The organism is Flavobacterium sp. (assembly GCF_035456085.1).
GTDB lineage: Bacteria > Bacteroidota > Bacteroidia > Flavobacteriales > Flavobacteriaceae > Flavobacterium.
The window spans coordinates 1-24,327 of record NZ_DATIDY010000205.1 but is presented as its reverse complement, the minus strand read 5'-3'; the positions used below and the strand labels follow the sequence as shown (position 1 = coordinate 24,327).

At 31.7% G+C, this 24,327-nt stretch carries 22 protein-coding genes; 10 read left to right on the top strand and 12 right to left on the bottom strand.

Features of this window, described 5'->3' with window-relative positions; translation table 11 throughout:
• Window positions 1-62: 62 nt before the first annotated feature.
• Complete coding sequence (locus VLC96_RS15625; protein ID WP_325264400.1) at window positions 63-236, bottom strand: hypothetical protein; 174 nt, start codon at window positions 234-236, stop codon at window positions 63-65.
• A 240-nt stretch (window positions 237-476) separates the two neighbouring features.
• Here VLC96_RS15625 and pyrR point away from each other — a divergent pair, with 240 nt between their 5' ends.
• The 7 genes from pyrR to VLC96_RS15590 all read left to right on the top strand — a co-directional run bounded on the left by pyrR (window position 477) and on the right by VLC96_RS15590 (window position 5,556).
• On the top strand, window positions 477-1,016 hold the full coding sequence (gene pyrR / locus VLC96_RS15620) for a bifunctional pyr operon transcriptional regulator/uracil phosphoribosyltransferase PyrR (RefSeq protein ID WP_325264398.1): 540 nt from the start codon (window positions 477-479) through the stop codon (window positions 1,014-1,016).
• 52 nt (window positions 1,017-1,068) lie between these two features.
• Window positions 1,069-1,995, top strand: coding sequence for an aspartate carbamoyltransferase catalytic subunit (locus tag VLC96_RS15615; RefSeq protein WP_325264397.1), 927 nt, complete (start codon window positions 1,069-1,071; stop codon window positions 1,993-1,995).
• 8 nt (window positions 1,996-2,003) lie between these two features.
• Window positions 2,004-2,336 carry a ribonuclease Z gene (locus tag VLC96_RS15610; protein WP_325264394.1) on the top strand — a complete coding sequence of 111 codons (333 nt, stop codon included), beginning with the start codon at window positions 2,004-2,006 and terminating at the stop codon, window positions 2,334-2,336.
• 94 nt (window positions 2,337-2,430) lie between these two features.
• The gene (locus VLC96_RS15605) at window positions 2,431-3,336 is read left to right on the top strand and encodes a ribonuclease Z (RefSeq protein WP_325264392.1); all 906 of its coding nucleotides are present in this window, start codon (window positions 2,431-2,433) and stop codon (window positions 3,334-3,336) included.
• Between the two features lie 13 nt (window positions 3,337-3,349).
• Window positions 3,350-4,216: a diaminopimelate epimerase gene (gene dapF / locus VLC96_RS15600; RefSeq protein ID WP_325264391.1), complete on the top strand. Its 867-nt coding sequence runs from the start codon at window positions 3,350-3,352 to the stop codon at window positions 4,214-4,216.
• 44 nt (window positions 4,217-4,260) lie between these two features.
• Window positions 4,261-4,905: a pyridoxamine 5'-phosphate oxidase gene (gene pdxH, locus VLC96_RS15595; protein WP_325264390.1), complete on the top strand. Its 645-nt coding sequence runs from the start codon at window positions 4,261-4,263 to the stop codon at window positions 4,903-4,905.
• 156 nt (window positions 4,906-5,061) lie between these two features.
• Window positions 5,062-5,556 (top strand): CAP domain-containing protein, encoded by a 495-nt coding sequence (locus VLC96_RS15590; RefSeq protein WP_325264389.1) that lies wholly within the window; start codon window positions 5,062-5,064, stop codon window positions 5,554-5,556.
• A 66-nt stretch (window positions 5,557-5,622) separates the two neighbouring features.
• Here VLC96_RS15590 and VLC96_RS15585 read toward each other — a convergent pair whose 3' ends face one another.
• The 4 genes from VLC96_RS15585 to VLC96_RS15570 form a co-directional block, all read right to left on the bottom strand.
• The gene (locus tag VLC96_RS15585; protein ID WP_325264387.1) at window positions 5,623-7,572 is read right to left on the bottom strand and encodes an OmpA family protein; all 1,950 of its coding nucleotides are present in this window, start codon (window positions 7,570-7,572) and stop codon (window positions 5,623-5,625) included.
• A gap of 75 nt (window positions 7,573-7,647) precedes the next feature.
• On the bottom strand, window positions 7,648-8,559 hold the full coding sequence (locus VLC96_RS15580; protein WP_325264385.1) for a PorP/SprF family type IX secretion system membrane protein: 912 nt from the start codon (window positions 8,557-8,559) through the stop codon (window positions 7,648-7,650).
• A gap of 94 nt (window positions 8,560-8,653) precedes the next feature.
• Window positions 8,654-13,939, bottom strand: a complete 5,286-nt coding sequence (locus tag VLC96_RS15575; RefSeq protein ID WP_325264383.1) for a DUF7507 domain-containing protein — start codon at window positions 13,937-13,939, stop codon at window positions 8,654-8,656.
• Window positions 13,940-13,981: 42 nt separating this feature from the next.
• Window positions 13,982-14,539, bottom strand: coding sequence for a hypothetical protein (locus VLC96_RS15570; protein WP_325264382.1), 558 nt, complete (start codon window positions 14,537-14,539; stop codon window positions 13,982-13,984).
• Between the two features lie 1,030 nt (window positions 14,540-15,569).
• Here VLC96_RS15570 and VLC96_RS15565 point away from each other — a divergent pair.
• From VLC96_RS15565 to VLC96_RS15555, 3 genes are read left to right on the top strand one after another with little or no spacing between them, the layout of a single operon-like run.
• On the top strand, window positions 15,570-16,055 hold the full coding sequence (locus VLC96_RS15565; RefSeq protein ID WP_325264380.1) for a SixA phosphatase family protein: 486 nt from the start codon (window positions 15,570-15,572) through the stop codon (window positions 16,053-16,055).
• Between the two features lie 7 nt (window positions 16,056-16,062).
• Window positions 16,063-18,138, top strand: coding sequence for a polyphosphate kinase 1 (ppk1, locus tag VLC96_RS15560; RefSeq protein WP_325264379.1), 2,076 nt, complete (start codon window positions 16,063-16,065; stop codon window positions 18,136-18,138).
• Window positions 18,139-18,191: 53 nt separating this feature from the next.
• Window positions 18,192-19,082, top strand: coding sequence for a Ppx/GppA phosphatase family protein (locus VLC96_RS15555; protein WP_325264377.1), 891 nt, complete (start codon window positions 18,192-18,194; stop codon window positions 19,080-19,082).
• A 141-nt stretch (window positions 19,083-19,223) separates the two neighbouring features.
• Here VLC96_RS15555 and VLC96_RS15550 read toward each other — a convergent pair whose 3' ends face one another.
• The 7 genes from VLC96_RS15550 to VLC96_RS15520 all read right to left on the bottom strand — a co-directional run.
• A complete protein-coding gene (locus tag VLC96_RS15550; RefSeq protein WP_325264375.1) occupies window positions 19,224-19,748 on the bottom strand; it encodes a GNAT family N-acetyltransferase in 525 nt (174 codons plus the stop codon).
• A gap of 131 nt (window positions 19,749-19,879) precedes the next feature.
• The gene (locus VLC96_RS15545; protein WP_325264373.1) at window positions 19,880-20,617 is read right to left on the bottom strand and encodes an SDR family oxidoreductase; all 738 of its coding nucleotides are present in this window, start codon (window positions 20,615-20,617) and stop codon (window positions 19,880-19,882) included.
• Between the two features lie 72 nt (window positions 20,618-20,689).
• Window positions 20,690-21,562 (bottom strand): helix-turn-helix domain-containing protein, encoded by an 873-nt coding sequence (locus VLC96_RS15540; protein ID WP_325264371.1) that lies wholly within the window; start codon window positions 21,560-21,562, stop codon window positions 20,690-20,692.
• A 207-nt stretch (window positions 21,563-21,769) separates the two neighbouring features.
• Window positions 21,770-22,159 (bottom strand): RidA family protein, encoded by a 390-nt coding sequence (locus VLC96_RS15535; RefSeq protein WP_325264369.1) that lies wholly within the window; start codon window positions 22,157-22,159, stop codon window positions 21,770-21,772.
• An 85-nt stretch (window positions 22,160-22,244) separates the two neighbouring features.
• Window positions 22,245-22,817, bottom strand: coding sequence for a Crp/Fnr family transcriptional regulator (locus VLC96_RS15530; RefSeq protein WP_325264367.1), 573 nt, complete (start codon window positions 22,815-22,817; stop codon window positions 22,245-22,247).
• A gap of 20 nt (window positions 22,818-22,837) precedes the next feature.
• On the bottom strand, window positions 22,838-23,755 hold the full coding sequence (locus tag VLC96_RS15525; protein ID WP_325264366.1) for a helix-turn-helix domain-containing protein: 918 nt from the start codon (window positions 23,753-23,755) through the stop codon (window positions 22,838-22,840).
• A gap of 67 nt (window positions 23,756-23,822) precedes the next feature.
• A partial coding sequence (locus tag VLC96_RS15520) for an SDR family NAD(P)-dependent oxidoreductase (RefSeq protein ID WP_325264365.1) occupies window positions 23,823-24,327 on the bottom strand: 505 nt, incomplete at its 5' end.

The following is a 24,327-nucleotide window of genomic DNA, read 5'->3' as shown; positions in this document are numbered from 1 at the left end:
AAAAGCGGTAGTTATTTGGATTTTTAAAACTAAAACTCCTATGATTTTTAAAATTATAGGAGTTATTTTTTGCCTAGAAACTTACTAGCGACAAATATAATTAAGGCAATGACAGCGATAACTATAAAAATTCCAAAGCCCATTCCTGCTTTAAAAATATCACCAATAACTTCACAACTTGTAAATGAAAAGAGTACTAAGCTAAGGGCTAAAATTCTGTTTATTAAATTTTTCATAGTAATTGATTTAGTTTTATCTAAACCAAAAGTAATTTATTAGCGCACAAAGCCATTTATAGAATTAAGCAAAGTTCTTGTATCATTTCAATTTTTTAAAGACTATAAGTGAGCAAATCCTTAATCGAATTTGTATATTTGCTTTACCAAATTTACGGATGCTTTTAAATGCAATAATTACTTAAGATTTTAAAAGATACCAATCGCCGTAATTTTTTTAGAAACAAATAATTACTTGATATGAATCAAAAAGTGTTACTCAATTCAAAAGAAGTCAATATTATTTTGAACCGTTTGGCTTGTCAATTAATTGAAAAACATCTTGATTTTTCAGATACTGTTTTAATAGGAATCCAGCCTAGAGGTACTTTTTTGGCAGAACGATTAAAAGAATTATTAGAGAATCAATATCACATACCAAATGTTTCTTTAGGATATTTGGATATCACATTTTTTAGAGATGATTTTCGTAGGACTAATAAACCTTTGGAGGCTAACAAAACTCAAATTGATTTTTTGGTTGAAGATAAAAAAGTCATTTTTATAGATGATGTTTTATACACTGGACGTAGTATTCGTGCGGCTTTAACAGCCATTCAGTCATTCGGGAGACCTTCTGGAATAGAATTATTAGCATTGATAGATCGTCGTTTTAGTAGAGATTTGCCTATTCAGCCCGATTTTCGCGGTCGTCAGGTAGATGCAATTAATGGCGAAAAAGTAAAGGTTTGTTGGGCAGATCAAGATGGAGAAGATGGAGTGTATTTATTAACCAATTAGAGTAGGAAATAAGCATTCTGTAAAAATTATAAAATTGAAAATATAAATTATAATGAGCGAATTAAGTGTAAATCATTTATTAGGTATTAAATATATTAATGAAAATGATATCAATCTGATTTTTGAAACTGCCGATCATTTCAAGGAAGTTATTAATCGACCAATAAAAAAAGTACCTTCTTTACGTGATATTACAATTGCTAATATTTTTTTCGAAAATAGTACCCGAACAAAACTATCTTTTGAATTAGCTCAGAAAAGATTATCCGCTGATGTTATTAGTTTTTCTGCTGCTCAATCTTCGGTTAAAAAAGGAGAAACATTAATAGATACCGTAAACAACATTCTTTCGATGAAAGTAGACATGGTTGTCATGAGACATTCCAATCCAGGTGCTGCTTATTTTTTGTCTAAAAATGTTAAAGCAAGTATTGTAAATGCTGGTGATGGAGCTCATGAACACCCTACTCAAGCTTTGTTAGATAGTTATTCAATTAGAGAAAAATTAGGAGATGTAGCTGGAAAAAAAGTGGTTATTATTGGAGATATTTTGCACTCCAGAGTTGCTCTTTCAAATATATATGCTTTGCAAATGCAAGGCGCCGAAGTCAAAGTTTGTGGACCCAAAACACTTATTCCAAGACATATCGAATCTCTAGGTGTAAAAGTAGAACCAAACTTACGCAAAGCACTTGAGTGGTGTGATGTAGCCAATATGTTAAGAGTTCAGAATGAGAGAATGGATGTCAATTTCTTTCCTTCAACTAGAGAGTACGCACAGCAATATGGAGTTGATAAAGCGTTACTGGATTCATTAGATAAAGAAATTGTTATTATGCATCCCGGCCCTATAAATCGTGGCGTCGAAATTACCAGTGATGTAGCTGACTCACAACAATCGGTAATTTTAAATCAAGTAGAAAACGGAGTTGCGATTAGAATGGCCGTTATATATCTTTTAGCTTCAAAAATTCAATAAATTTACAAATGAAAGTCACATCAAAAGGACATACAATCACCATTAAAGATACTGAAGGAAATATTGTTGAATTTCTGGAAAAAATTGACAGTCAGTATAATAGTTTTAAAGATCATAATCTTATTTTGGATATTTCACAAGACGCGTCTGTTGATGTAAAGTCAATCAAAATTTTTTCAGATTTGATTAAAAAACATAAAAAAGCAAAAAAATCTATAGTCTTTGTTGTAGAGAATATTGATTTTAATAAAATCCCCCAATCTATTGTTGTTGTTCCTACCCAATTAGAAGCTCAAGATTTGATTGAAATGGATGAAATCGAAAGAGATTTAGGTTTTTAAAAGGTTTAAGAGTTTAAAGTTGTTTAATAGTTTAGGGCTCTATACCACAAAAAATAATTATCAGTTTTTAAACTAATTTAACAGAATAGATAAATTGAAACTCACTATTTTAGGTTGCTATGCCGCCACTCCGCGCACTTTAACTAATCCGACTTCTCAGGTTTTAGAAATTAAAAACAGACTTTTTTTAATAGATTGTGGCGAAGGAACTCAAGTACAATTGCGTAAAAACAAATTAAAATTTTCCAAAATTAATCATGTTTTTATTTCTCATTTGCATGGAGATCATTTTTTTGGATTGATAGGTTTGATTTCGACTTTCGCGCTTTTAGGACGAGTAAATGATTTACATATTTACGGACCAAAGGGTGTAAAAGAAATAATCGATTTGCAACTTAAATTGTCTAATTCATGGACCAATTATCAGTTGATTTTTCACGAATTGGATTCTAAGAAAAGTGAAATTATTTTTGAAGATGAAAAAGTAACTGTCAAAACAATCCCTTTAAAACATAGAGTTTATACTAATGGCTTTTTATTTCAAGAGAAATTAGGAGAAAGAAAACTTGATATGAATGCCGTCCAAAATTTTGAAATTGATAGCTGCTATTATCAAAATATAAAAAATGGTAGAGACATCACTTTGGAAGATGGTCGGGTTATCAAAAATGATAAATTAACATATGATCCGGATCCGACTTTGAGTTATGCTTTTTGTTCGGATACCAAGTACAATGAAGAAGTTATTCCTATAATTGAAAATGTTTCGGTATTATATCATGAATCTACATTTTTGAGTTCAGAAGAAGATTTGGCTGCAAAAACAATGCATTCTACTGCCAAAGAAGCTGCCAGAATCGCTTTGAAAGCCAATGCACAACAATTGATTTTAGGACATTATTCGACACGTTATTCAAGTCTGGATTTATTTAAAGAAGAAGCTGAAACTATTTTTAAAGAAGTTTTATTAGCGGATGATGGTAAAAGTTTTGAGTTTTAAAAAGATATAAAAAATGGAAAAAAACAATTTTGTAAAATCACATGGTTTAGGTAATGAGTATTTAGTATTAGATAGCGATACTATAACATTCAATTTATCTGAAAAAGCGATCAAAAGGATTTGCAATGTGAATTTCGGAATTGGTTCAGATGGAATTTTATTAAAAGTGAAATCTGATAAAGCAGATATAGGACTCAGAATTTATAATCCAGATGGTTCTGAAGCGGAAAAAAGTGGTAATGGTTTAAGGATCTTTTGTAAATACGTTTATGATTATGGACTAATTGATAAAAATGAATTTACTGTTGAAACAAAAGGAGGAATCGTAAAGGCGTGTATTAAAGAAATAAAAAATAATAAAGCAACTTTAATTGATGTCAATATGGGAAATGCGATTTTTAATTCATCGGAAATCCCAACCAATTTTGAAAAAGAAACAGTTGAAAATGAGTTAATAAAGATTGAAGATAAAGAATACATAATCAACTGTGTTTCCGTTGGTAATCCTCATTGTGTGATCCTCAAAGAAAATTTAGATATTGAAGAGATAAAAAAATATGGAACGTATATAGAAAACTATAAAATGTTTCCTAATAGAATAAATGTACAGTTTGCAAAGATCATAAATAGAAAAGAAGTCGAAATATTAATTTGGGAAAGAGGAGCAGGATTTACATTAGCTTCAGGAAGTTCATCGTGTGCTGTGGCTAGTGTATTAAGAAAAAAGGATTTAATTGACAGAGAAGTAACAATAAAAATGCTTGGCGGAACACTTAAAATTGATATTAATGATCAAATGGAGATAAGAATGACTGGCGAAGTCAGACAAATTTGCAAAGGAGTATTAAGTGAAGAATTGATCGAAGATTTGGAGAATTAAAATCTTTTGGTTTTTATATATCATTTTTATAAAAAAGTATTAAAATGAATGATTTAAGTAATTATAGAAAATCCTATGAAAAGAGTGAATTATTAGAATCTTCAATTCCTGAAGATCCAATTAACCTTTTCAATAGATGGTTTCATGAAGTTGAGGCTTTTGAAGGAAGCGGAGAAGTCAATGCGATGACTGTTTCAACAATTGGTTTGGATGGTTTCCCTAAAGCGCGTGTCGTTTTATTGAAGAAATTCAGTGAAGAAGGTTTTATTTTTTACACCAATTATAATTCTGAAAAGGGTAGGGCGATAGCTAATAATCCAAATGTTTGTCTTTCTTTTTTTTGGGAAAGTATGGAACGTCAGGTTATTATAAAAGGAATTGCTCAAAAAACTTCCGAAAATATTTCTGATGGTTATTTTGAATCAAGACCTGAGGGCAGTAAACTAGGGGCAATTGTTTCCAATCAAAGTGAAGTGATTCCTTCCAGGGATTATCTTGAAGATAATTTAAAACAATTAGAGAAAGATTTTGAAGGAAAAGAAATACTACGTCCTAAACATTGGGGTGGTTTTTTGGTAAATCCTTTAGAAGTTGAATTTTGGCAGGGGAGACCCAATCGTTTGCATGACCGCATCCGTTATAAATTAGAGGAAGATTATTCTTGGAAAATCTCTCGTTTATCACCATAATGTAAGAAAAAAACATTTTGTTTGTTATTTTTTGTGTAGTTCATCGGTTTTATTTTGCAGTTTAAAGTTTTGTAAGTTTATTTGAGTATAAATTTGTTAATACATTAATTTAAAGCAGTTTGTCCCCAATCTACTTTAGCAAAACTAACCGTTATTATGAATTTTTTTCGTCTCTCTTTTTTTGTAATTATTTTATGCACTGCCTTTTCTTGTACAACTGAAGATACAGCAACTGAAACTACTCAATCTTCAGCAATTGTTCTGAACTACGATTATTCTCCATTAGAATTAGAAACGATGACCTTAATCAACAATTACAGGGTTAGTATTGGATTAAATCCTTTAGAAAAAATCAATCATGTTTCGTTTAAATCTGAAGAGCATGATGAATATATGATTGCAAATAATGTTGTAAATCATGATGATTTTGATGCCCGTTCTACCAATATTATGAAAGTTTTAGGAGCAAAAAAGGTAAGCGAAAATATTGCTTACAATTATATTAGTGCAAAGGGAGCTTTTGATGCTTGGCTAAAAAGCGAAGCTCATAAACAAAATATAGAAGGAGATTTTACTCATTTTGGAATTTCAATCCGAGAGAATCCAGCAAATGGCAAAAAATATTATACTAATATATTTGTCAAAATTTAGAAGACACACCCTAATTATAAAACAAAAAACTACCGTTGAGGTAGTTTTTTGTTTTTTAGAATAAGTTTATAAAGCCGTTATTACAAATTCACTTCGCCTGTTTTGTTGGTGTTCTGCTTCTGTACATTTCACACCATCAGAACAACGGTTAACTAATTGAGTCTCTCCATAACCTTTTGCTGTTAATCTGTTTGGACTAATTCCATTTTTTATTAACCAATCTCTTGTTGATTTTGCTCTTCGTTGTGATAAACCTTGATTGTATTTGAAAGAAGCGCGACTATCAGTATGGGATCGAATATCAATTTTCATGTTTGGATATTCGGCCATTACATCTAATATTTTAGCTAAATCTAATGCTGCTTCTCTTCTAATATTTGATTTGTCTAAATCAAAGTAAATCCATTTTATACCAAAACATTTTCCTAAATCATCTCCAACAGCTACTTTACATATTGAATCTTCAAGCACTAAATTTAATTCTGTTTTACAATCCAAAGCGCCTATTGTCGTTGTTTTCTCATCTGACTTATAATCTTTTTTAGAAGCTCTAACACTATAAGTGATTTCCTTTTCTACAAAAAATGAATAATATCCTTTTTCATCTGATTGTGCAGTATTGATTTCTTTATGTTGGTCGTTGTAAAGCGTTATTTTTGCATTAGGAACTATTTGTCCAGATTTTAATTCGGTTACAACACCATTTAATTCGGGTTTACAAATAGGAGGTAGTCTTCTGGTTTCTAAAAACTGATAAATGTCGTCAAATCCTTTCCCGCCATCACGGTTTGAAGAAAAGAATCCAATTCGGTTTTTTGTATTAATCAAATAAGCAAAATCATCCTTATTAGAATTGACATCGACACCTACATTTCGAACCTCATCGAATGTTCCGTCAGGATTTATTTTGGAAACAAATATATCTAAACCGCCCAGACCTGGATGTGTGTCTGAGGCAAAATAAATTTCATTTTCATCAGTTACAAATGGAAAGGTTTCTTTTCCCGGAGTATTGATTACATTTCCTAAATTTTCTGGAATTCCATAAGTGCCATCATCATTGATGCTAACTTTGAAAATATCAGATTCTCCTATAGTTCCAGGCATATCAGAAACAAAATACAAGGTTTTTTCATCAGGGCTTAATGCTGGATGTGCAGTACTGAAATTGTTACTGTTAAATGGTAATTCAGTTACATTTCCCCAATCATCATTCACAAAACTTGCCTTATATATTTTTACTAAAGTAACTTTGTCTTCATTTTTACCTTTTTTTCCATCTAAATAATTATTTCTGGTAAAGTACATTGTTTTGCCATCTTTAGAAAAAATAGCACTAGATTCATGAAACTTTGATTTAACTTTTCTGGAAAATTTAGTTGGTTTTCCTGGAGTTAATGAGTCGGTACTTAATGGGGCTTCATATAGGTTTGTAAAATATTGGTTTGTCCAGGAATGTCTTCTTTGGCCTAAACTTCCTGTATCTCTTGCTGTTGTAAAAACTAATTTATTATCATTATAAAAAGAACTCCCATAATCAGTGTATTGAGTATTGATTCCTGCATCTTTTATTTTATATCTTCCTGAATTTTCTTTTATTTTATCTAAGTAATTAACCTCTTTAGCATAATAGGCTCCTTTTCCTTTGTTGCCAGTTTTTTCATTATAGATTTTCAAAATATCATTGGCTCTATCATTTTGTCCCATTGATCTTAAGCAATACGCATATCGATAGTAATATTCGGGATCAAGCTCTGTATCTAAAGCAAATAATTTTCCATACCATTTACCGGCTTCGTCTAACTGAGAATTAAAAAAATAAGAATTACCAATTTTTTCATATATTTCTGGTGATTCATACCCTTTTTGAACAACTCTTTCGTATGTTTTTATCGCGTCGATGTAGGCATATTTATCGTATTTTTTGTCTGCACTGGCGATTTTACCTTTTTGAGCATATATTGATACTACAAAAAGGTTGAGTATGGTTATATAAAGTATAATAAGGTTTTTCATAATATTTGTTTTATAAAAATCTATAATGTCTTTGGTCATTTACTGTCTCATAGAAAACAACAAGTTGATTTTGTTTTAGAAGAATCTTGGAGTTGTCATTTTGTTGTTTTTCTTGAAAATTTCATAGCGTAAGAAGAACTCATGAGATCCAGAATTATAATTCTCAAGTTCTGTAGTTTCAAAGTCATAAGAATAGCCTACGTAGAAAGCATCTGAAATTTGAAATCCAACCATGGCAGTCATCGCCGAACTCCATCTATAGGATATACCAGCCGTTAACTTATCAATCAACATAAAATTGGCAGAAACATCAACTTGCAACGGAGATCCTTCAACTAATTTGGTCATAAAAGCAGGTTTAAATTTTACAGATTGTGATAAGTCAAATACATAACCTCCAATCAAATAATAATTTATTTTTTCTTTATAAATGGCAACATCATTGTCATTATACTTATCGACCTCTAAGAAATTCGGAATGGAAAACCCTACATACGCTTTATCCGAATGCAAATAAAGACCAGCACCTATATTGGGTGAAAAATCGTTATCCACATTTTGAAATTGAGGATCTGTTTGATCTCCTGGATTTAATTTAGTCACATCAACATTGAAAATATTAGCAGTACCTTTTACTCCAAAAGATAGCCTGAACGATTCTGAAACTGGTATAGTATACGATATATCTGCCGATATTGAATTAGAAGTCGAAGGACCTATTTCATCATTTACGATTGAAAAACCAGCACCTAAATTGCTACTGTTAAAAGGGGTATTTACTGAGAACGCATTTGTAACAGGAGCACCATCAAGACCTACCCATTGTGTACGATGTAATGCAAAAACACTCAGTGCACCTCTAGAACCGGCATAAGCAGGGTTTACATTTATTGTATTGTACATATATTGGGTGTATTGAGCATCTTGTTGCCCAAAAGTTGCAATGGTTGTAAATATTATGATGATAGAAAATAGTTTTGTTTTCATAATTAGCTATTTGTCGGTTAAAAATGGCTATTTTATAGCGCTTAGTTTGAGGGTTTATATTTTGTGTTATGCATATTAAAGAAGAATATTTATATTACCTCACTAGATATAAATAACCATTTTTTTTAATATTTTGAGTTTGACCTACATTATCAACACTATCATAACTAATGATATAAAAGTAAGTTCCTGTTGGTAAACCTTCGCTTTTATTAATAGTTGTTCTACCCTCTGATCGACCTCTAAATGCATTAGCTTCATTGTCATAGTTTTCTTTTTCGAATACAAGAATTCCCCAACGATTAAAGATTTCGACTTTGAAATTTTTGTAGCAATCGTTATTTTCTAAATTTTCAATTTGGAAATAATCATTTTTACCATCCTCATTTGCTGAAATTGCATTGTGTACGATAATGTTTTTGCAAGGAAGCACTTTACAATCATCGTTGATATCCATTGTTAACAATATACTTCTAGGGCAGTTACCTTCAATTTTATACTCGTATTTGTATTGGTTAACTGGAATATCAATTGGGTTTAAAATGTTACCAATTAATCCTCCAGTGTTATCTTTATCAATCCACGTACCAGTAGTTGGAACGCCTTCAGGTAATAATTTTGATAAATCAATAGGAGTAGTGTCTGCATTACAAGCGGCACCTGAAATGTTAAGCGCTTCTATACCTGCAACGTTTATTGTTATTTTTGCTGTGCTACAATTTGTAGGATTTGCCGCCTCACAGACCTGGTAGTCAAATACATATTGTCCTGTGGCTAAACCTTCTTTGAACGTTGTATTTCCATTTGTGTCGATATCAATGTATTGATTCAAATTACTCAATAAATTGAATTTAAGATCAGCAATTTTTGCAGGAGCTCCATTTAGTAAATCATTACTTAGCGCATTTCGAATTTCATTAGCAATAGAACATTGAGTTACATTATAAGTATCATCGTTAGCTTGTATATCAGCTAACATTTTGCAGCTTATACCAAAATCCAAATCCAGATCAACCATATTTGTGGTGGTTATAGTTGTAAATTGTGGATTTTCATTTGTAGGGCTACATGCTTCTCTACTGGCTAGTTTAGCAGTTTTTTTTGAAGTTCCTTTGTGGGTAGTAGTTGGTAAGATTTTAACCAAACCTGTTGCACCTAATGCTGAAGATTGTGCTTCTAAGTTGTTGTCCATTTTTAGTTCAACTTTATAATCACCTAAATTACCTGCAGTAGGTCTGTTTCTCCAGTATCCCTGAATACCAATAATAACGCTGTCTGAATAATTATTAGGACCTGTTACAAAAATATTTGCGGATTTTGCATTACCAAAACCAGCTGCATTTAATTCTCCAACGTTTGTAGTTCCTTTATAACTTCCATCACCATTTAGGTCGACCCATTCCCATTTGCTGTAATCGATTGATCCGTTAGCGTCAGGAATGTTTTGAGTAACTAAATTGTCATTGTTAGCGTCAAACCATTCATCTTGAATACCATTATTATTTGCATCATACCAAACAAAATCCCCTAATACAGGCTCGATTGATTTATCGTATCCAAAGTCATGTTTTTGATATTTACATGTTTCTAAGGTAGTAAAGAACAAACTTGAATTTACTGGATACAATTGATAAGCGCTGTTTAAATTGGCATCTTGTACTTGTACCAAATAATCGCCAGCGATCATTCCTGTAAAGCTATAAGATCCATCGGCTCGAGTAATTACCATGAGAGTTGATCCAGGTGTTGCCCCTTGAGGAATTAAAGTTACTGGTACATTTGCTAAAGGAGTGTTAGTTCCTGCATTGTAAACAATACCAGAAACTTTTGTTTTGTCACTACAAATAACAGTTATAGTTACTGTAGCTGTATCGCAATTTCCATTATCTGCATTCTCACAAATTTGATATACCAAAGTATATGTTCCTGCTGGAGTGCCATTTTTTAAATCTATTGAGCCATTTGGATTCATTGTCATATAACCAGTTGCATCTGGTGTAACTAGAGTCAAAGTGACATCTGCAGGATTAACAGCTACGGTATTCAAAGTGTCATTATTGAATACATTAAGAATATTAGTTGCACCATTTACGCCATCTATTGGTCCAGCTGTGTCGTCTACAGCATCAATTTTGAATGTCGGTCTTGAAGTACAATAAGGATCTGCCGGCGGATAATTGACAGTGATCGTTTCACTTGGATTTAAAGTATAAGTTACAGTTGCTACAGGTCTAATGTTTTCAAATCCATCAGGTCCTTGTGTCCATTTACCATTTTCTAAAATCCAACCTGGCCAATCGATTCCATTACCGTTATCATCAACAACTGCACCTGGCCATAATACTCTTCCGCTCAACGGTAAGTTGGTCATAGTAGCAACGACTTTATTAGTGCTGTCTGTCCAAACTAATGTCAACCCATTTACAGGATTGAAATTATTTGCTTTTGCTGTGTAATTGAAATATGGAACGTCATTGATACAAATCGCTTCTCCAGTAATTGTCATACTTGGACCTTCAATAATTACTGTAACTGTAGCAGTATCGCAATTTGTGTTATTTAGTTTTTCACATATTTGATATGTCATAGTTTGTGTACCAGTAGGCGCATTTGGTAATACATCAACTGAGCCATCAGAATTCAATTGTAAAAAAGGATTTGATGTTATTGTTGTCAAAATTACATCTGACGGATTTACAGGCGATGCATTCAAAGTGTCATTAGTGAAAACATTAATTACATTTGACGTAGTTTGATTCACACCTACAATTTTACCTGCATTATCATCGACAGCATCAATTAGATTTATTTTTTTGTTTACTATTGCGTCATCTGTAGCGCTAATTGGTTTATTGCTTGGAGTAAGTCCATCAGCAGTCGCGACATTAATTATCGAACCTTTGTTCAAATCCTCTTGGGTTACTATATAATCTTGTGAATATTTAGAACTTGTACCTGGTTCTAAAATAGCTATAATTGTATTCAATCCTGTGAGCGGATCTTTCACAATTATTTGATGTAAAGTTTGATTACCTGTATTTTTAACTATTATAGAAAAATTAATGACTTCACCCACTTTGCTATAGGTTTCGACTGCCGCGGTTTTTATTACTTCCAAGCCTGGAGTTTGATTTAAAGGTGTGATAGTACAGTCTTGACAATTAGGATCTATTGGACAAATTGTACAAGGCGTAGGATCCGAAGAAGTGTCTGTTACAGAAATGTCATTTGGGTCTTTAGAATTTGCTATTGCTAAATTATAAACAAAGCCCAAATTGATATCTGATTGAGTAATGGTATGCGTAGCAGAAAAAGTTGTTGAATCTGTTGCTCCAGCAGCTAATGTTGCAATTGGTCCGCCTGTGATAACAGCATTATTATCTGTAAGTGTAACATTTGTCAGTGTCACAGTTCCAGTATTTTTGATAACAAAATTATAGGCAACTATATCGCCAGCATTTGTAATACCATCTTGATTGCTATCAACATAAGTGTCCTCTTTAGTAATATTAATACTTGATTCTGAAATTGTGAAAGTATAATTTGCTATACAGCCTTTTTTATCTTTAATTTCAACACTATATGAACCATTTGCTAAGTTTGCGATATCTTCGGTTGTAGCACCATTTGACCATACAAAAGTATAAGGTTCTGTTCCGCCTATAACTGTAAGGTTAATTGAACCGTTACTGCAATTAGTGCAGTTATTATTACTATTAATTACAGCGGTAGCAGTTATAGGGTTTTGTGGTTGTATAATGATTTGTTCATTCAACACTTTGAAACAGCTAATATTTGCCTTATCTCTAATCTGCACACTATAAGTTCCGGCTGCAAGTGCTGTAAAGCTTGGACTTACTTGCCAATCTCCAGAATTCAGGCGATATTCAAATGTTCCCGATCCTCCTGTTGGTGAACTAACAGTTATAGTTCCGTCATTACCTTCGTTACAACTCACATCTGTTTTAGCAATCGAAGCATTTAAAACTGTTGGTTCTGTGATTGTAATTACTAATGGGGCTGCACTACATCCGGTATTGTCTTTTGCAATTACGGTATAAGTTCCTGCTTTAAGTCCAGTTCTGTTTTTTGGTTCTGGAGAAGTTGCTATATCAGACCAATCATATGTATATGGGCTATTACCTCCAGTGGCATCATTTAATGTTATGGTTCCATCTGTTCCGCCAAAACAATTTATATCAGTTTTAGATGCTAACGTGAGTTTTGGACAAGGAATATTTACTGAGGCTGTTGTTATTGCTTTTGATTCTGGTTTACAACTTGAGTTAGTATATTCCAGCGATGAAGTACTAACAATCTGGCTTCCACAAATTGTACTTGATGGAGCTAACTTATAATTTAAAGTAATCTTCTCTGAATTTAATATATCTATATTCCAATTAATTTGTTGTCCTGATTGAGTGGCTACACCTTTTGATGCCGTGATATCGCTTATAGTATATCCACTAGGAACAGTCTCTTTTTCAACTAAATTTTGTGCAACCCAAGTCAATTGTGTTGCGATATTGTTATAGATATTTGTTAAATCAGACCCTTGATAAGTTATTGTAGCCTGATTTGTACCACCCTGAATCATATCGAGAGTATATTTTGCAATATTTCTTTGGCTTCCATTCGTATCAATATTTCCAGTGATACCTCCCAATAAACCAATTGCAAATATTTGATTATTATAGTCGACAGATGATATTGTAGTTTTTCTGGCAATATTTGCAGCTTCTATAGCTGTTGTGACACAGGTACTAGTTTTACTTGGAACACTACAAGGAATACTAGCTGTAGGTCCAGTTCTGTTAGTGATCCCATCAGTGAGAAAAACAATGCTTCTAGCTGTAGCACAATCAAATCGGCCATGACTGTTTAATTCAGTGCTTGCTTTTACAATTCCATCTTGCATGTTAGTATAATCTGTAGATGTCAGATTGTTTATTTTTGTAAAAAGAGCTGCTATTCCAGCACTATCCAAATAAGTAAGACCAATTTCTAATTTTCCTAAAGTACCATAAGATACGATTGCAACTCTATTATTTGGGTTTGATGATGCAGCATTAATAAATGATTTTGCAGCATCTTTTGCATATTGCATCGGTTTTTTGGTATCATTAGGAATTGTATAATTCATACTTTCCGATACATCTATCACTAGAATAACATCTGAGTTTCTGCTACCGGGGTTTGTACCGGTAATATCAAGTTTAACATCTATTATACCACAGTTTGTAGCACTATTTGTTACTGTTTTTAAAGGGGTTATTGTTTGTCCGAATGAAAAATTACTGAATAATATTGATAGTATTATTAAGCACCATTTTCCTTTATTTCCCATACAATTTTCAAGACAGTGTATAGTTTTTTTCATATAAAAATATTTAGAATGGAAAGAAAAAAAATCAAATAAATACTAATCGTTATTTGGTTTTAAAACGTAGGTATGCAAAATGATTTCAACCTTGTATGAGTTACATTTTGTTGAGGTCGCAATTATTTTATTGTTTGACCATTTAGCGAGGACTGTACCAACTGGAATCGTTAGTTTAGAATAAAAAGTCACTGATTCACCGGGATTAACAGTGATCTCTGTGATGACATTTTTCTGGGAATCCAGAAAAGCTGTATTCAAAAGTACATTGTTATTTGTTTCACTATCATCAGGATTTTTAGAAGTCGAATTAACATTTACAGACGACAAAGTATAGGTATCTGTAGATGAGCCGTTATTGGTAATTATCATGTTGTATAATACACCGCTGGCTGCTGCGCTGTCTACATATCCATCGTCTTCGACAATCAATTTTGCAGAACAATTGTTTGATTGTCCAAACGAAGAAAATGTAATAATAAATAAGATTAATGCAAAGTAAATAGTTTTCCCAAATGATTTAAATGTCGATGATTTATATTGTAAATTGGGGAAAATAAAATTGCAATCTGTGTTTTTTAAAGTAATGTTCAATTTCATAAATTTTTTTTAATGTTAATGTTAACTAATCAAAAAGGCATAAAATCTCATAATTCAGATTTAGCATTAGTCATATAATTTGATTTAGATTTGGGATTTAAAATCAAAAAATAAACTTTGAAAATTCAATTAGTAAATAGGTTTGCTATTTTCTGATTCAGATTTGGGATTTAAATCAAAAAAATGTACTCTAAAATGTAACTGGTTTGAAACCAATAGGTTTAATATCGCTTGGTTTTTGGTAAAAATTCAAACGTATATTCTTGAATCGTATCCAGTATAAAAATGAGTAGGTTTTTATTTTTATTTTGATTTCAATTTGGGATTAAATCAAAATGTTTGCTTATTAATTTGATTCAGATTTGGGAAGTAAATCAAAAAAATCTCATATTAAAATTTAACTTAAGTAGGTTTTAAATATTAGTGCTTATTTGGGTAAAAATCTAATATCTAACTTATCGTCAAATCAAATTTAGAAAGAATGTAATGAATTCAATATGTTTGTCCTTGAAAAGCCTAAATACTCGTTGAAGAGGTTTCGATGTAGGAATTTTTTTTGGAAAGAAACAAATTTTTTGTTAATTTTTTTGCTCGATATTAAAAATTTAACTTCTAGAAAACTGTTAATTATTTAAAAATTGATATAGTAAAATATATTTAACGTTGATAATAATGTAATAACATCGTATTTTTCTAGGTAAATACTTAATAATCAGCAGTATCCTAAAAAATTAATTTGTAATAATGTACTGTAATTTTTTAACCGCTATTTTAACAATAATATTGTAAAATAATAAATTATTTTTTGTATGTTGTTGGTTGTCAATTTATTGCGTAGTGGCTAATTAAGGGTTTAAATTCGTGATTTGAAATTAATAATGCACACATCAACGGAAAATTAAATCAAGTTTTCTAATCTTTTTTTGTAAATTGTATGTCTTAAACATTTTGAAGTGGATTTTCTACGAAAGAAGCACTATAGATTTCCCCCGTATTGATTAAGTGAGGTAATAATATAAAGTAACGATATATGAAAAATCTAATTTTAATTAGGCATGCAAAATCCAGTTGGGAAGCACCTTTGCATGATAAGGACAGACCGTTAACTTCACAAGGAATGCAAAGTGCTCATTTGGTATCTTCAAATATTAGTAATGATCTTCCAAAAACATATACAATTTGGAGTAGCACTGCTGAAAGAGCAATGGAAACGGCCTTGATATTTGCCCAGAATATAAATTATCCCCTAGAAAGCATCGGATATAAAGATGAGCTTTACACTTTTGATGAAAGAAAATTAGAAAAGGTTATTAAATTATATAGTAATGGTTATGATAACATAATTATTTTTGGACATAACGAGGCTATTACGAATTTTGTCAATAAATTTGGGGATATTTACATTGATAATGTGCCAACAGCTGGATTCGTTCATATAGAATTTGGCACTGATAGTTGGGAATCTATTAGTAATGGCAAAACAAAAAAAGTACTATTCCCTAGAGATTTAAAATAATTAAAAAGTGTTTGAACAAAAATATATTGACAGAGAGAAAAGCTGGTTAGCTTTTAATGCTCGGGTACTACAAGAAGCAGCAGACGATACTGTTCCTATATTAGATAGATTGCGTTTTATAGGGATTTTTTCAAATAATTTAGATGAATTTTTTAGAGTTAGATTCGCTGCAATCAGACGATTAAGTTTGAGTGGTATATCTGGGGAAAAATATTTTGGTGGAGTAACTGCACAACAATTAATTAAAGATATTACTAAGATTGTAATTCAACAACAATCAGAGAGTCTTAGGATTCTTAATAATATTGAAGAACGATTAGCGACCGAAAATATTTTTATTATCCATGAAAATGAAATTACTAAAGATCATGAGATTTTTTTAAAGGAATTTTTTATTCAAAAGCTAAGTCCCGAACTCGTTACTATCATTTTAAATGATTTAGCAGAATTCCCTGTTTTAAAGGATTCATTAGGATATCTTGCCGTAAAACTTGTGATGAAAAAGAATCAGGAAGTTCGGTACGCAATCATTGAAATTCCTAAAATGATTAATCGTTTTGTTGTTTTGCCTTCAAAAAATGAGAAACAATACGTTATGCTCATTGACGATGTAATCAGATTGCATCTCAGTAGTATTTTTAATATTTTTAATTATGAAAGCGTTTCGGCTCACATGATTAAAATCACAAGAGATGCACAACTTGATATCGATAGCGATTTGAGTAAAAGTATGCTCGAAAAAATATCTTCAAGTGTGAAAGACAGGAGAATAGGGGAGCCGGTACGTTTTATCTATGATCAGGAAATCGAAAAAGATACACTTAAGTTTTTTCTCGACAAGATGCATATCGATTCAACCGATAGTATTATTCCTGGTGGAAGATACCACAACAGGAGAGATTATATGGAATTTCCAAATCTTGGTAGATTTGATTTATTGTATAAAAAAAATGATCCACTTCCAATTCCAGGCTTGAGTTTGGAAGGAAGTATTCTAGAAAAAATCGCCAAAAAAGATTATTTATTAAATGCTCCCTATCAATCATTTTCTTATCTAATCAAATTTTTGCGCGAAGCAGCTTTAGATCCAAAAGTTACAACTATCAAAATTACATTATATCGATTGGCTAAAAATTCGCAAATTATTAGTTCATTGGTTAATGCCGCCAAAAACGGAAAGAAAGTGACTGTCCAAATTGAGTTGCAGGCTCGTTTTGATGAAGCTTCTAATATTTCCTATGCAGAGCAAATGCAAACCGAAGGGATTGAACTTATTTTTGGCGTTAAAGGATTAAAAGTACACAGTAAAATCTGTGTAATTGAAAGAAACGAGAAAAATAAAATCAAACGATATGGTTTTATTTCAACAGGTAATTTTAATGAATCTACAGCAAAAATTTATACAGACGTTACACTTTTCACCTGCCATCCACAAATTTTAAAAGACATTACCAAAGTTTTTGAATTTTTTGATATTAACTATAAAGTACAACGTTATAAGCATCTTATCGTTTCACCTCAATATACCAGAAGTCGTTTTATTAAATTAATTGATAGAGAAATACTTCATGCTTTAGCGGGTAGAAAGACCTATATGAAATTAAAAATGAACAGTTTGTCGGATCTACCTATGATTGACAAATTGTACGAAGCCAGTATGGCAGGGGTGAAAATCCAATTGCAAGTAAGAGGAATTTGTTCTTTAATTCCCGGAGTCAAGGGATTGAGCGAAAACATCGAAGCAATAAGTATTGTCGATAATTACTTGGAACATTCCAGAGTTTATATTTTTGGGAATGCAGGATTTACAGAAGTTTATATTTCTTCGGCAGATATAATGACTCGAAATATTGATGCCAGAGTTGAGGTTACCTGCCCAATTTATGATGAAGAGATTAAAAATGAATTGATAGACAATTTTGATATCGCCTGGAAAGGAAATGTAAAAGTAAGATATCATTCTTTTAAATTGGATAATAAATATAAAGTCAGAAATGATAGTCCAATTTTTAGAGCACAATTGGAAACCTATAAATACTATCAACGAAAAGTTGAGTTGATTGAAGAGTTGAAAGAAGATTAATAATAACATTAATAGAATTAAATTCTAAAAATATAAAATCGCATCCTAGAGAAATGATTAGACTTAAAAAATATGCCGCTATTGATATTGGATCGAATGCCATGCGTTTATTAATAACTAATATTGTAGAAGAAGATGATAAAGAACCACAATTCAATAAGAGTTCATTAGTTCGTGTTCCTATTCGTTTAGGACAAGATGCTTTTACGGTAGGAGAAATTTCTCCCGAGAACATTGAGCGTATGGTTGATGCTATGAAGGCTTTTAATTTGTTAATGAAAGTACATAAAGTCGAACGATACATGGCATTTGCAACATCAGCAATGCGTGAAGCTTATAATGCCAAAGAAGTCGTAGCATTAATAAGAAAAAAAGCTGATATTAAAATTGAAATTATTGATGGCAAAAAAGAAGCAGCCATTATCGCTTCAACAGATTTGCATCATTTATTAAAAACTGACGAAACCTATTTGTTTGTAGATGTAGGTGGTGGTAGTACTGAATTTACTTTATTTTCTAATGGTAAAATGGTTGCTTCCAGATCGTTTAAAGCCGGTACTGTTCGATTGTTGAATGAAATGGTTCATGATGTAGTTTGGGCCGAAATTGAAAAATGGATCAAACAAAACACTGCCGAATATGATGAGGTAACTTTGATCGGATCTGGTGGAAATATCAATAAATTGTTTAAAATGTCGGGTAAATTACAGGAAAAACCTTTGTCATACATCTATATCAATTCTCAATATTCTTATTTGAATTCTCTTACCTATGAGCAAAGAATTTCTCAATTAGGATTGAATCCCGACCGTGCCGACGTTATCGTACCTGCAACGAGAATTTATCTTAACGCCATGAAATGGAGTGGTGCCAGACAGATTTATGTCCCAAAAATTGGACTCTCCGATGGTATTGTGAAGGCAATGTATTACGGGAAGATTTAGATTTTGAGTTGCTGAGGTTCTAAGTTCTAAGTTTCTATGTTTTTTATATTAGAATTTTTTGAAATTATAAAAAGAGGTTATCTGAATGGAAAAGGATAACCTCTTTTTTTTAAATATGATGTTAGCTGGCCATGTTTTGTTTTAATATGTCAATCTAAATAAGATAAGATTTTGATTCTCCTCATTGATATTCTCCAATTTTTTAAAATTTAATTTTTGAACAAGTTTGATTGAATTTCGATTTTCTTTATGTATTAATGCATCAATTGTTTTTACTCCAAGTATTTGATTGGCATATTCAATGACTTTTTTAATAGCTTCTAACATAATTCCGTTTCCTTGATATTCTGTCAAAAGCTCATATCCAATTTCACAATTTTTTTTATCTTTTGAAAAGTCAAATAAACAAATTGTACCAATGAGTTTTTCTTTTCCAGTCATTAAAATTGCCCAATAATAGGATTCGTTATTTTTGATATTTTCGTTTATATTATTGATGAAGTTTAAAGCATCACCTAATGTTTTGCTTGGCTTTCTGTCAAGGTATTTATTAATTTGTGGATCAGTACGCAATTGAAATACTTCTTCAGCATCTTCTTTTGAAAGTTGTCGAAGCGTTAATCTTTCAGTTATTAATGTCGGGAAAATTCCAGTGTCCTTTAGCATTTTTTTTATAATGTTTCGTTACAATGTCTTCAGAACAAATATAATACAAATGTAAATATACTTCTCGCAGTCTCCATTTTAGCAATATCTTGTTAGCCGTTCGTTATTTCTTTTTTTAATAAATATTATTATCACCAAGGAACTTCGCCTGTTTCTGGATTATTTTCTTCACTAAAAAATTTGCCTGTTGGTCCATCTTTGTCAATCAAAGCATATTTTACTATTCGCTTTCCGGCATCTTCTAAAGTTCCAGTTCCTCGATGTCCGTTGAAATCTGTTTTAGTATATCCTGGGCAAACTGCATTAACTTTGAAAGCAGTATCCTTCAATTCGTAAGCCAATACGACTGTGTACATATTTAAAGCAGCTTTTGATGAAAGATAAACAGCACCTTTGTAATCATAATATTTATAGGCAGGATCACTATGCAAAGTAATTGAGCCTTGGCTTGATGTTACATTGACTATTCGTGGCTCGGGAGATTTTTTTAATAAATCAATAAATGCTTGCGTTAATCTGACAGCGCTGTAAACATTTGCATCATAAGTTTCTTTGAATTGGTCAATAGTGGCATCCAGAGCTGTTTGTGGATAACCACCATAAATTCCGGCATTATTAATGAGAATGTCCAATGTCTTCGTTTTCTTTCCAATTTCGGTACGAGCCTTTTTTACAGATTCGTCATTTGTTACATCGAGTTGAATAACTTCTACATTTGTTATTCCCTCTTCTTTTAGTTTCTCAATCGCTTGTTTTCCTTTTTCTAAATCACGGGAACCTAAATAAACATAAACTCCTGTTTGGGCAAGTTGTCTTGCAACTTCTAAGCCAATGCTTTTATTGGCACCTGTTACTAATGCTGACTTCATACTTTTTTTATTTTAAATTAATGGAGTAGTAAAAGTAGCGTGCTAAAAAACAGTTGAAATGGACAAATCACTTTATTTACCTGACAAATCTTGACTGTGCATAAATTCACTTATGCTTTTTCCTGTGCTTTTTTTAAAAAACCTTGAAAAATAATCAGGGTCGTTAAACCCTAATTCATAGGCTAATTCTTTAACAGAAAGATCAGAATAACGCAGTTTCTTTTGGGCTTCCAATATCAAACGATTAGTAAAAAAATCCTTTGGTGAAATACCGGAATGGTCTTTTACAAGCCGATACAAACTGTTTGGAGTTAAACATAATTTGTCAGCAATCGTATTTATAGATGGTTGCTCAGTAAGGTTTGATTCTACTACCAATTTGAATTCAATAAACTTTGATAGATTTGTGTTTATAGTAGTAGTTGATTCATTTTGCTTGAAATAAGCACTGTTCAATTCTGATAATAGCAAATTTAGATAAGCCAATATTATTTCTGTGTCCGTAGGATGTTTATCTACGTGAATTAACTGATTTAGAATTTCAAAAACTTTTCTTATCCTTTCTCTCACAGAATTATCAAATTTTATAGTTTGTGAGTTTAAAGGATTAACTAAAAAAGGAAAACTTTGAGGTAGCAAGGCTAATGTGTTTTCATCGAATAGTACTTTGAAATATTTAAGATTGTCCGTTTTTGAAGGAGGAACAAAAATTTGATTAGGTACTGCAAAAAGCAAATCTCCATCAGCAATTGTAATGTCCTGTAAGTCTAAATTATAAGTTATAGAGCCTTTTTCTATTAATACAAAAAAGTAAGAAGTCAATCTGCGGGGTTGAAGCTTTTTTTGTTCAATATCAGACGAAACGTAAGGATTATCGTTTGAGTTAATCTTTACTTTCAACTTCTCGTTCTGTAAACTCTCAGACTTCTTTTGTGCTTTTTGCATGTGACTTAAAGTTTGTATTTTTTATTTGAGTATCAATTTTTCTGTATTTTCTTTCTCTTACTTTTGAATCTTTTATTATTTGTAAAGATGTTAATGGAGTACATCATTCCATTATTATCAAGACTAAAATTATGAAAATTATTATTTGTATTAACGTTAAAAACAGCAATTTACGTATGCCAATTAAAGATGTTTTTTTTCAGATGGTTATTTAACAATTGTTGCTTCTAGTTCAACTTTTAGCGTCTCAAAAAGACTTTTGACTTCCAATACTGTGGAAGATTGTTTTATCTCATTCTTGGTTATCCAATTTTGGATAATGTCAAAATTTTCAAAAAGTTCGGAGTTTGAGGTGGTATAAATATTTAGACGAACAATATTTTTTAGTTCAAAATTAGCTTCCAGAATCACTTTTTCTAAATTTTTAATTGTATCGACCAATTGTGAGCGCATATCTTTGTCGCTTGAAATGCCTTCGTCATTTATTGCTGTTTGTCCGGAAACAAATAGAGTACTTTCAGCATTTTTTACTTCTACTGCCTGAACGTAATTTCTTGAGTCTTGCCAACCCCAAGGATTGATGATTCTTTTTTCCATTTTTAAAATTGTTTGAATTGTTGCATAATTATTTAATGCAAAATTCAGACTACTTTGTGGAATATGATAGTGACTGAGATCACTTTTATTTTTTGGTGGCTCTGTATAATCTGCTCAATGTTTCTCTTGAAACTCCCAAATAAAGAGATAATACTGATTTTGGAATTCTTTGAATAAGAGAAGGGTAGAGTTGTATGAATTCTTCATATCGTTTTCTGGGTGATAAAGTAAGAAGTGATAAAATTCTTCGTTGATTGGCAATATGTCCTTTTATTGATTTGTCAAGGAAATAATTTGATAAATGGTATTTTTCTAAAACGCTCAAATAGTTATCATAACTTAAACTATAAATTTCGGTATCTTCAAGACATTGGAGTGTCAATGTTGCTTTTGTTTGGTTATAAAATGCGGAAAAATCGGTTTCCCACCAGTTTTCAAAAGCAAAAGATAAAATAAACTCCCTGGCTTCATTATCAAAATAGGAAAGCTTGACTAATCCAGAAAATATGAAATAAACATCCTGAACCGTATCATTTTCTTTGATGATAAAATCTCTTTTGCTATATTTTTTATAGTGAAAGTAGCTCTTTAATTCAACGAATTCTTCATCTGCTAAATTATTAAATAGGTCAATATCTGTTTTTAAAAAGTTGCTCATATTTTAGTGTAGTAGCTAGTCTAATTAAAATTTTCTCGAAATTGTAACGGTGAAATTTTAGTTTTTACCTTGAAAAGTTTACTAAATGATTGTGGATGTTCAAACCCCAATTCGTAGGCAATCTCACTTACCGTCAGGTCGGTTGTTGATAATTTTTCTTTTGCTTTTTCAATTAACTTTTCGTGAAGATGTTGTTGCGTAGTTTGTCCTGTTAATGTTTTAAGCAAACTGCCTAAATAGTTGGGCGATACGTTTAGTAGGCCTGCAATGTATTGAGCCGTGGGTAAACCTTTGTTTACCAAACTATCATTATTAAAATAGTCGTTAAGGACATTTTCTAATCTTTCAAGTATCTGATGACTACTTTTCTTTCGGGTTATGAATTGGCGTTGGTAAAACCGTTCGCAATAATTAAGAAGCAGTTCTATTTGTGCAATGATGATGTTTTGGCTGAATGTATCAATGTTGGAATGATATTCTCTTTGGATATTCAGGAAGATGTCTGTAATAACAGTTTCTTCTTTTTCTGAAAGGAAAAGAGCTTCATTTACAGCATAGCCAAAAAAATCGTATTGTTTTATGTTTTTTGCCAAAGACGTTTTCCAAATAAAATCGGGGTGAATGAACAATAGGAACCCTGTCGGTTTTACTTTGGGTTTTTCAACTGTAAGATGTACCAACTGCCCCGATGCCACAAACGACAGCAAGCCTTCATCAAAATCGTACTGTTGCTGTCCGTAACGAAATTTACCTTGAATGTTACGCTTTAGTCCAATAGTATAAAAATTTTGTACCCAACTGATTTCCTTTTCTTCGGTCTGATATTCCACCAAACCATAATCAACCAAACTAACCAATGGGTGCTCGGGTTTCGGTAAGCCACTCCTTTTGTGAAACTCACTAATAGTATTGAATGTATGTATGTTTTTACTTTTCATTTCTTGTTCAAATTTAGAAAAAAGAGATAGACGATTATCGTCCTATCTCTTTTTTTAGTTGAAGAATTTAGAAGTCAGTTGATTTGCTTAATGTTTCGTTCGCACTCAATTCATTTTGTAAAATTCCGATTTTGTTATTTGCCATTCCGAAAGAGTCGCTACCCATAAAGAAGTGCAAAGGCGGATTTTCGCTTTCTGCTAATTGAATAAAAGCAAGTGCCGCTTTTTCAGGGTCGCCCGGTTGGTTGCCGATAATTTGGGTATCGTGTATTACTTCCAAATCTCTTGCTTCTTTGTATTCCACAATCGGATTTTCGGCAAGGCGAAGTGAACCTTGTAATAGAAAATTTGTTTTGAAATACCCCGGGTAAACAATCGTTGCTTTAATTCCTAAAGATGTTGCTTCTGCCGAAAATGCTTCGGTTAAACCTGCAACGGCAAATTTTGTGGCGTTGTAAATTCCCCAACCCGGGAATGCACCCAAAAATCCTGCAATGGAAGAAATGTTGATGATGTGTCCTGATTTTTTGTTGCGTAAATGAGGCATTACATTTCTCATCACATTCAGCAAA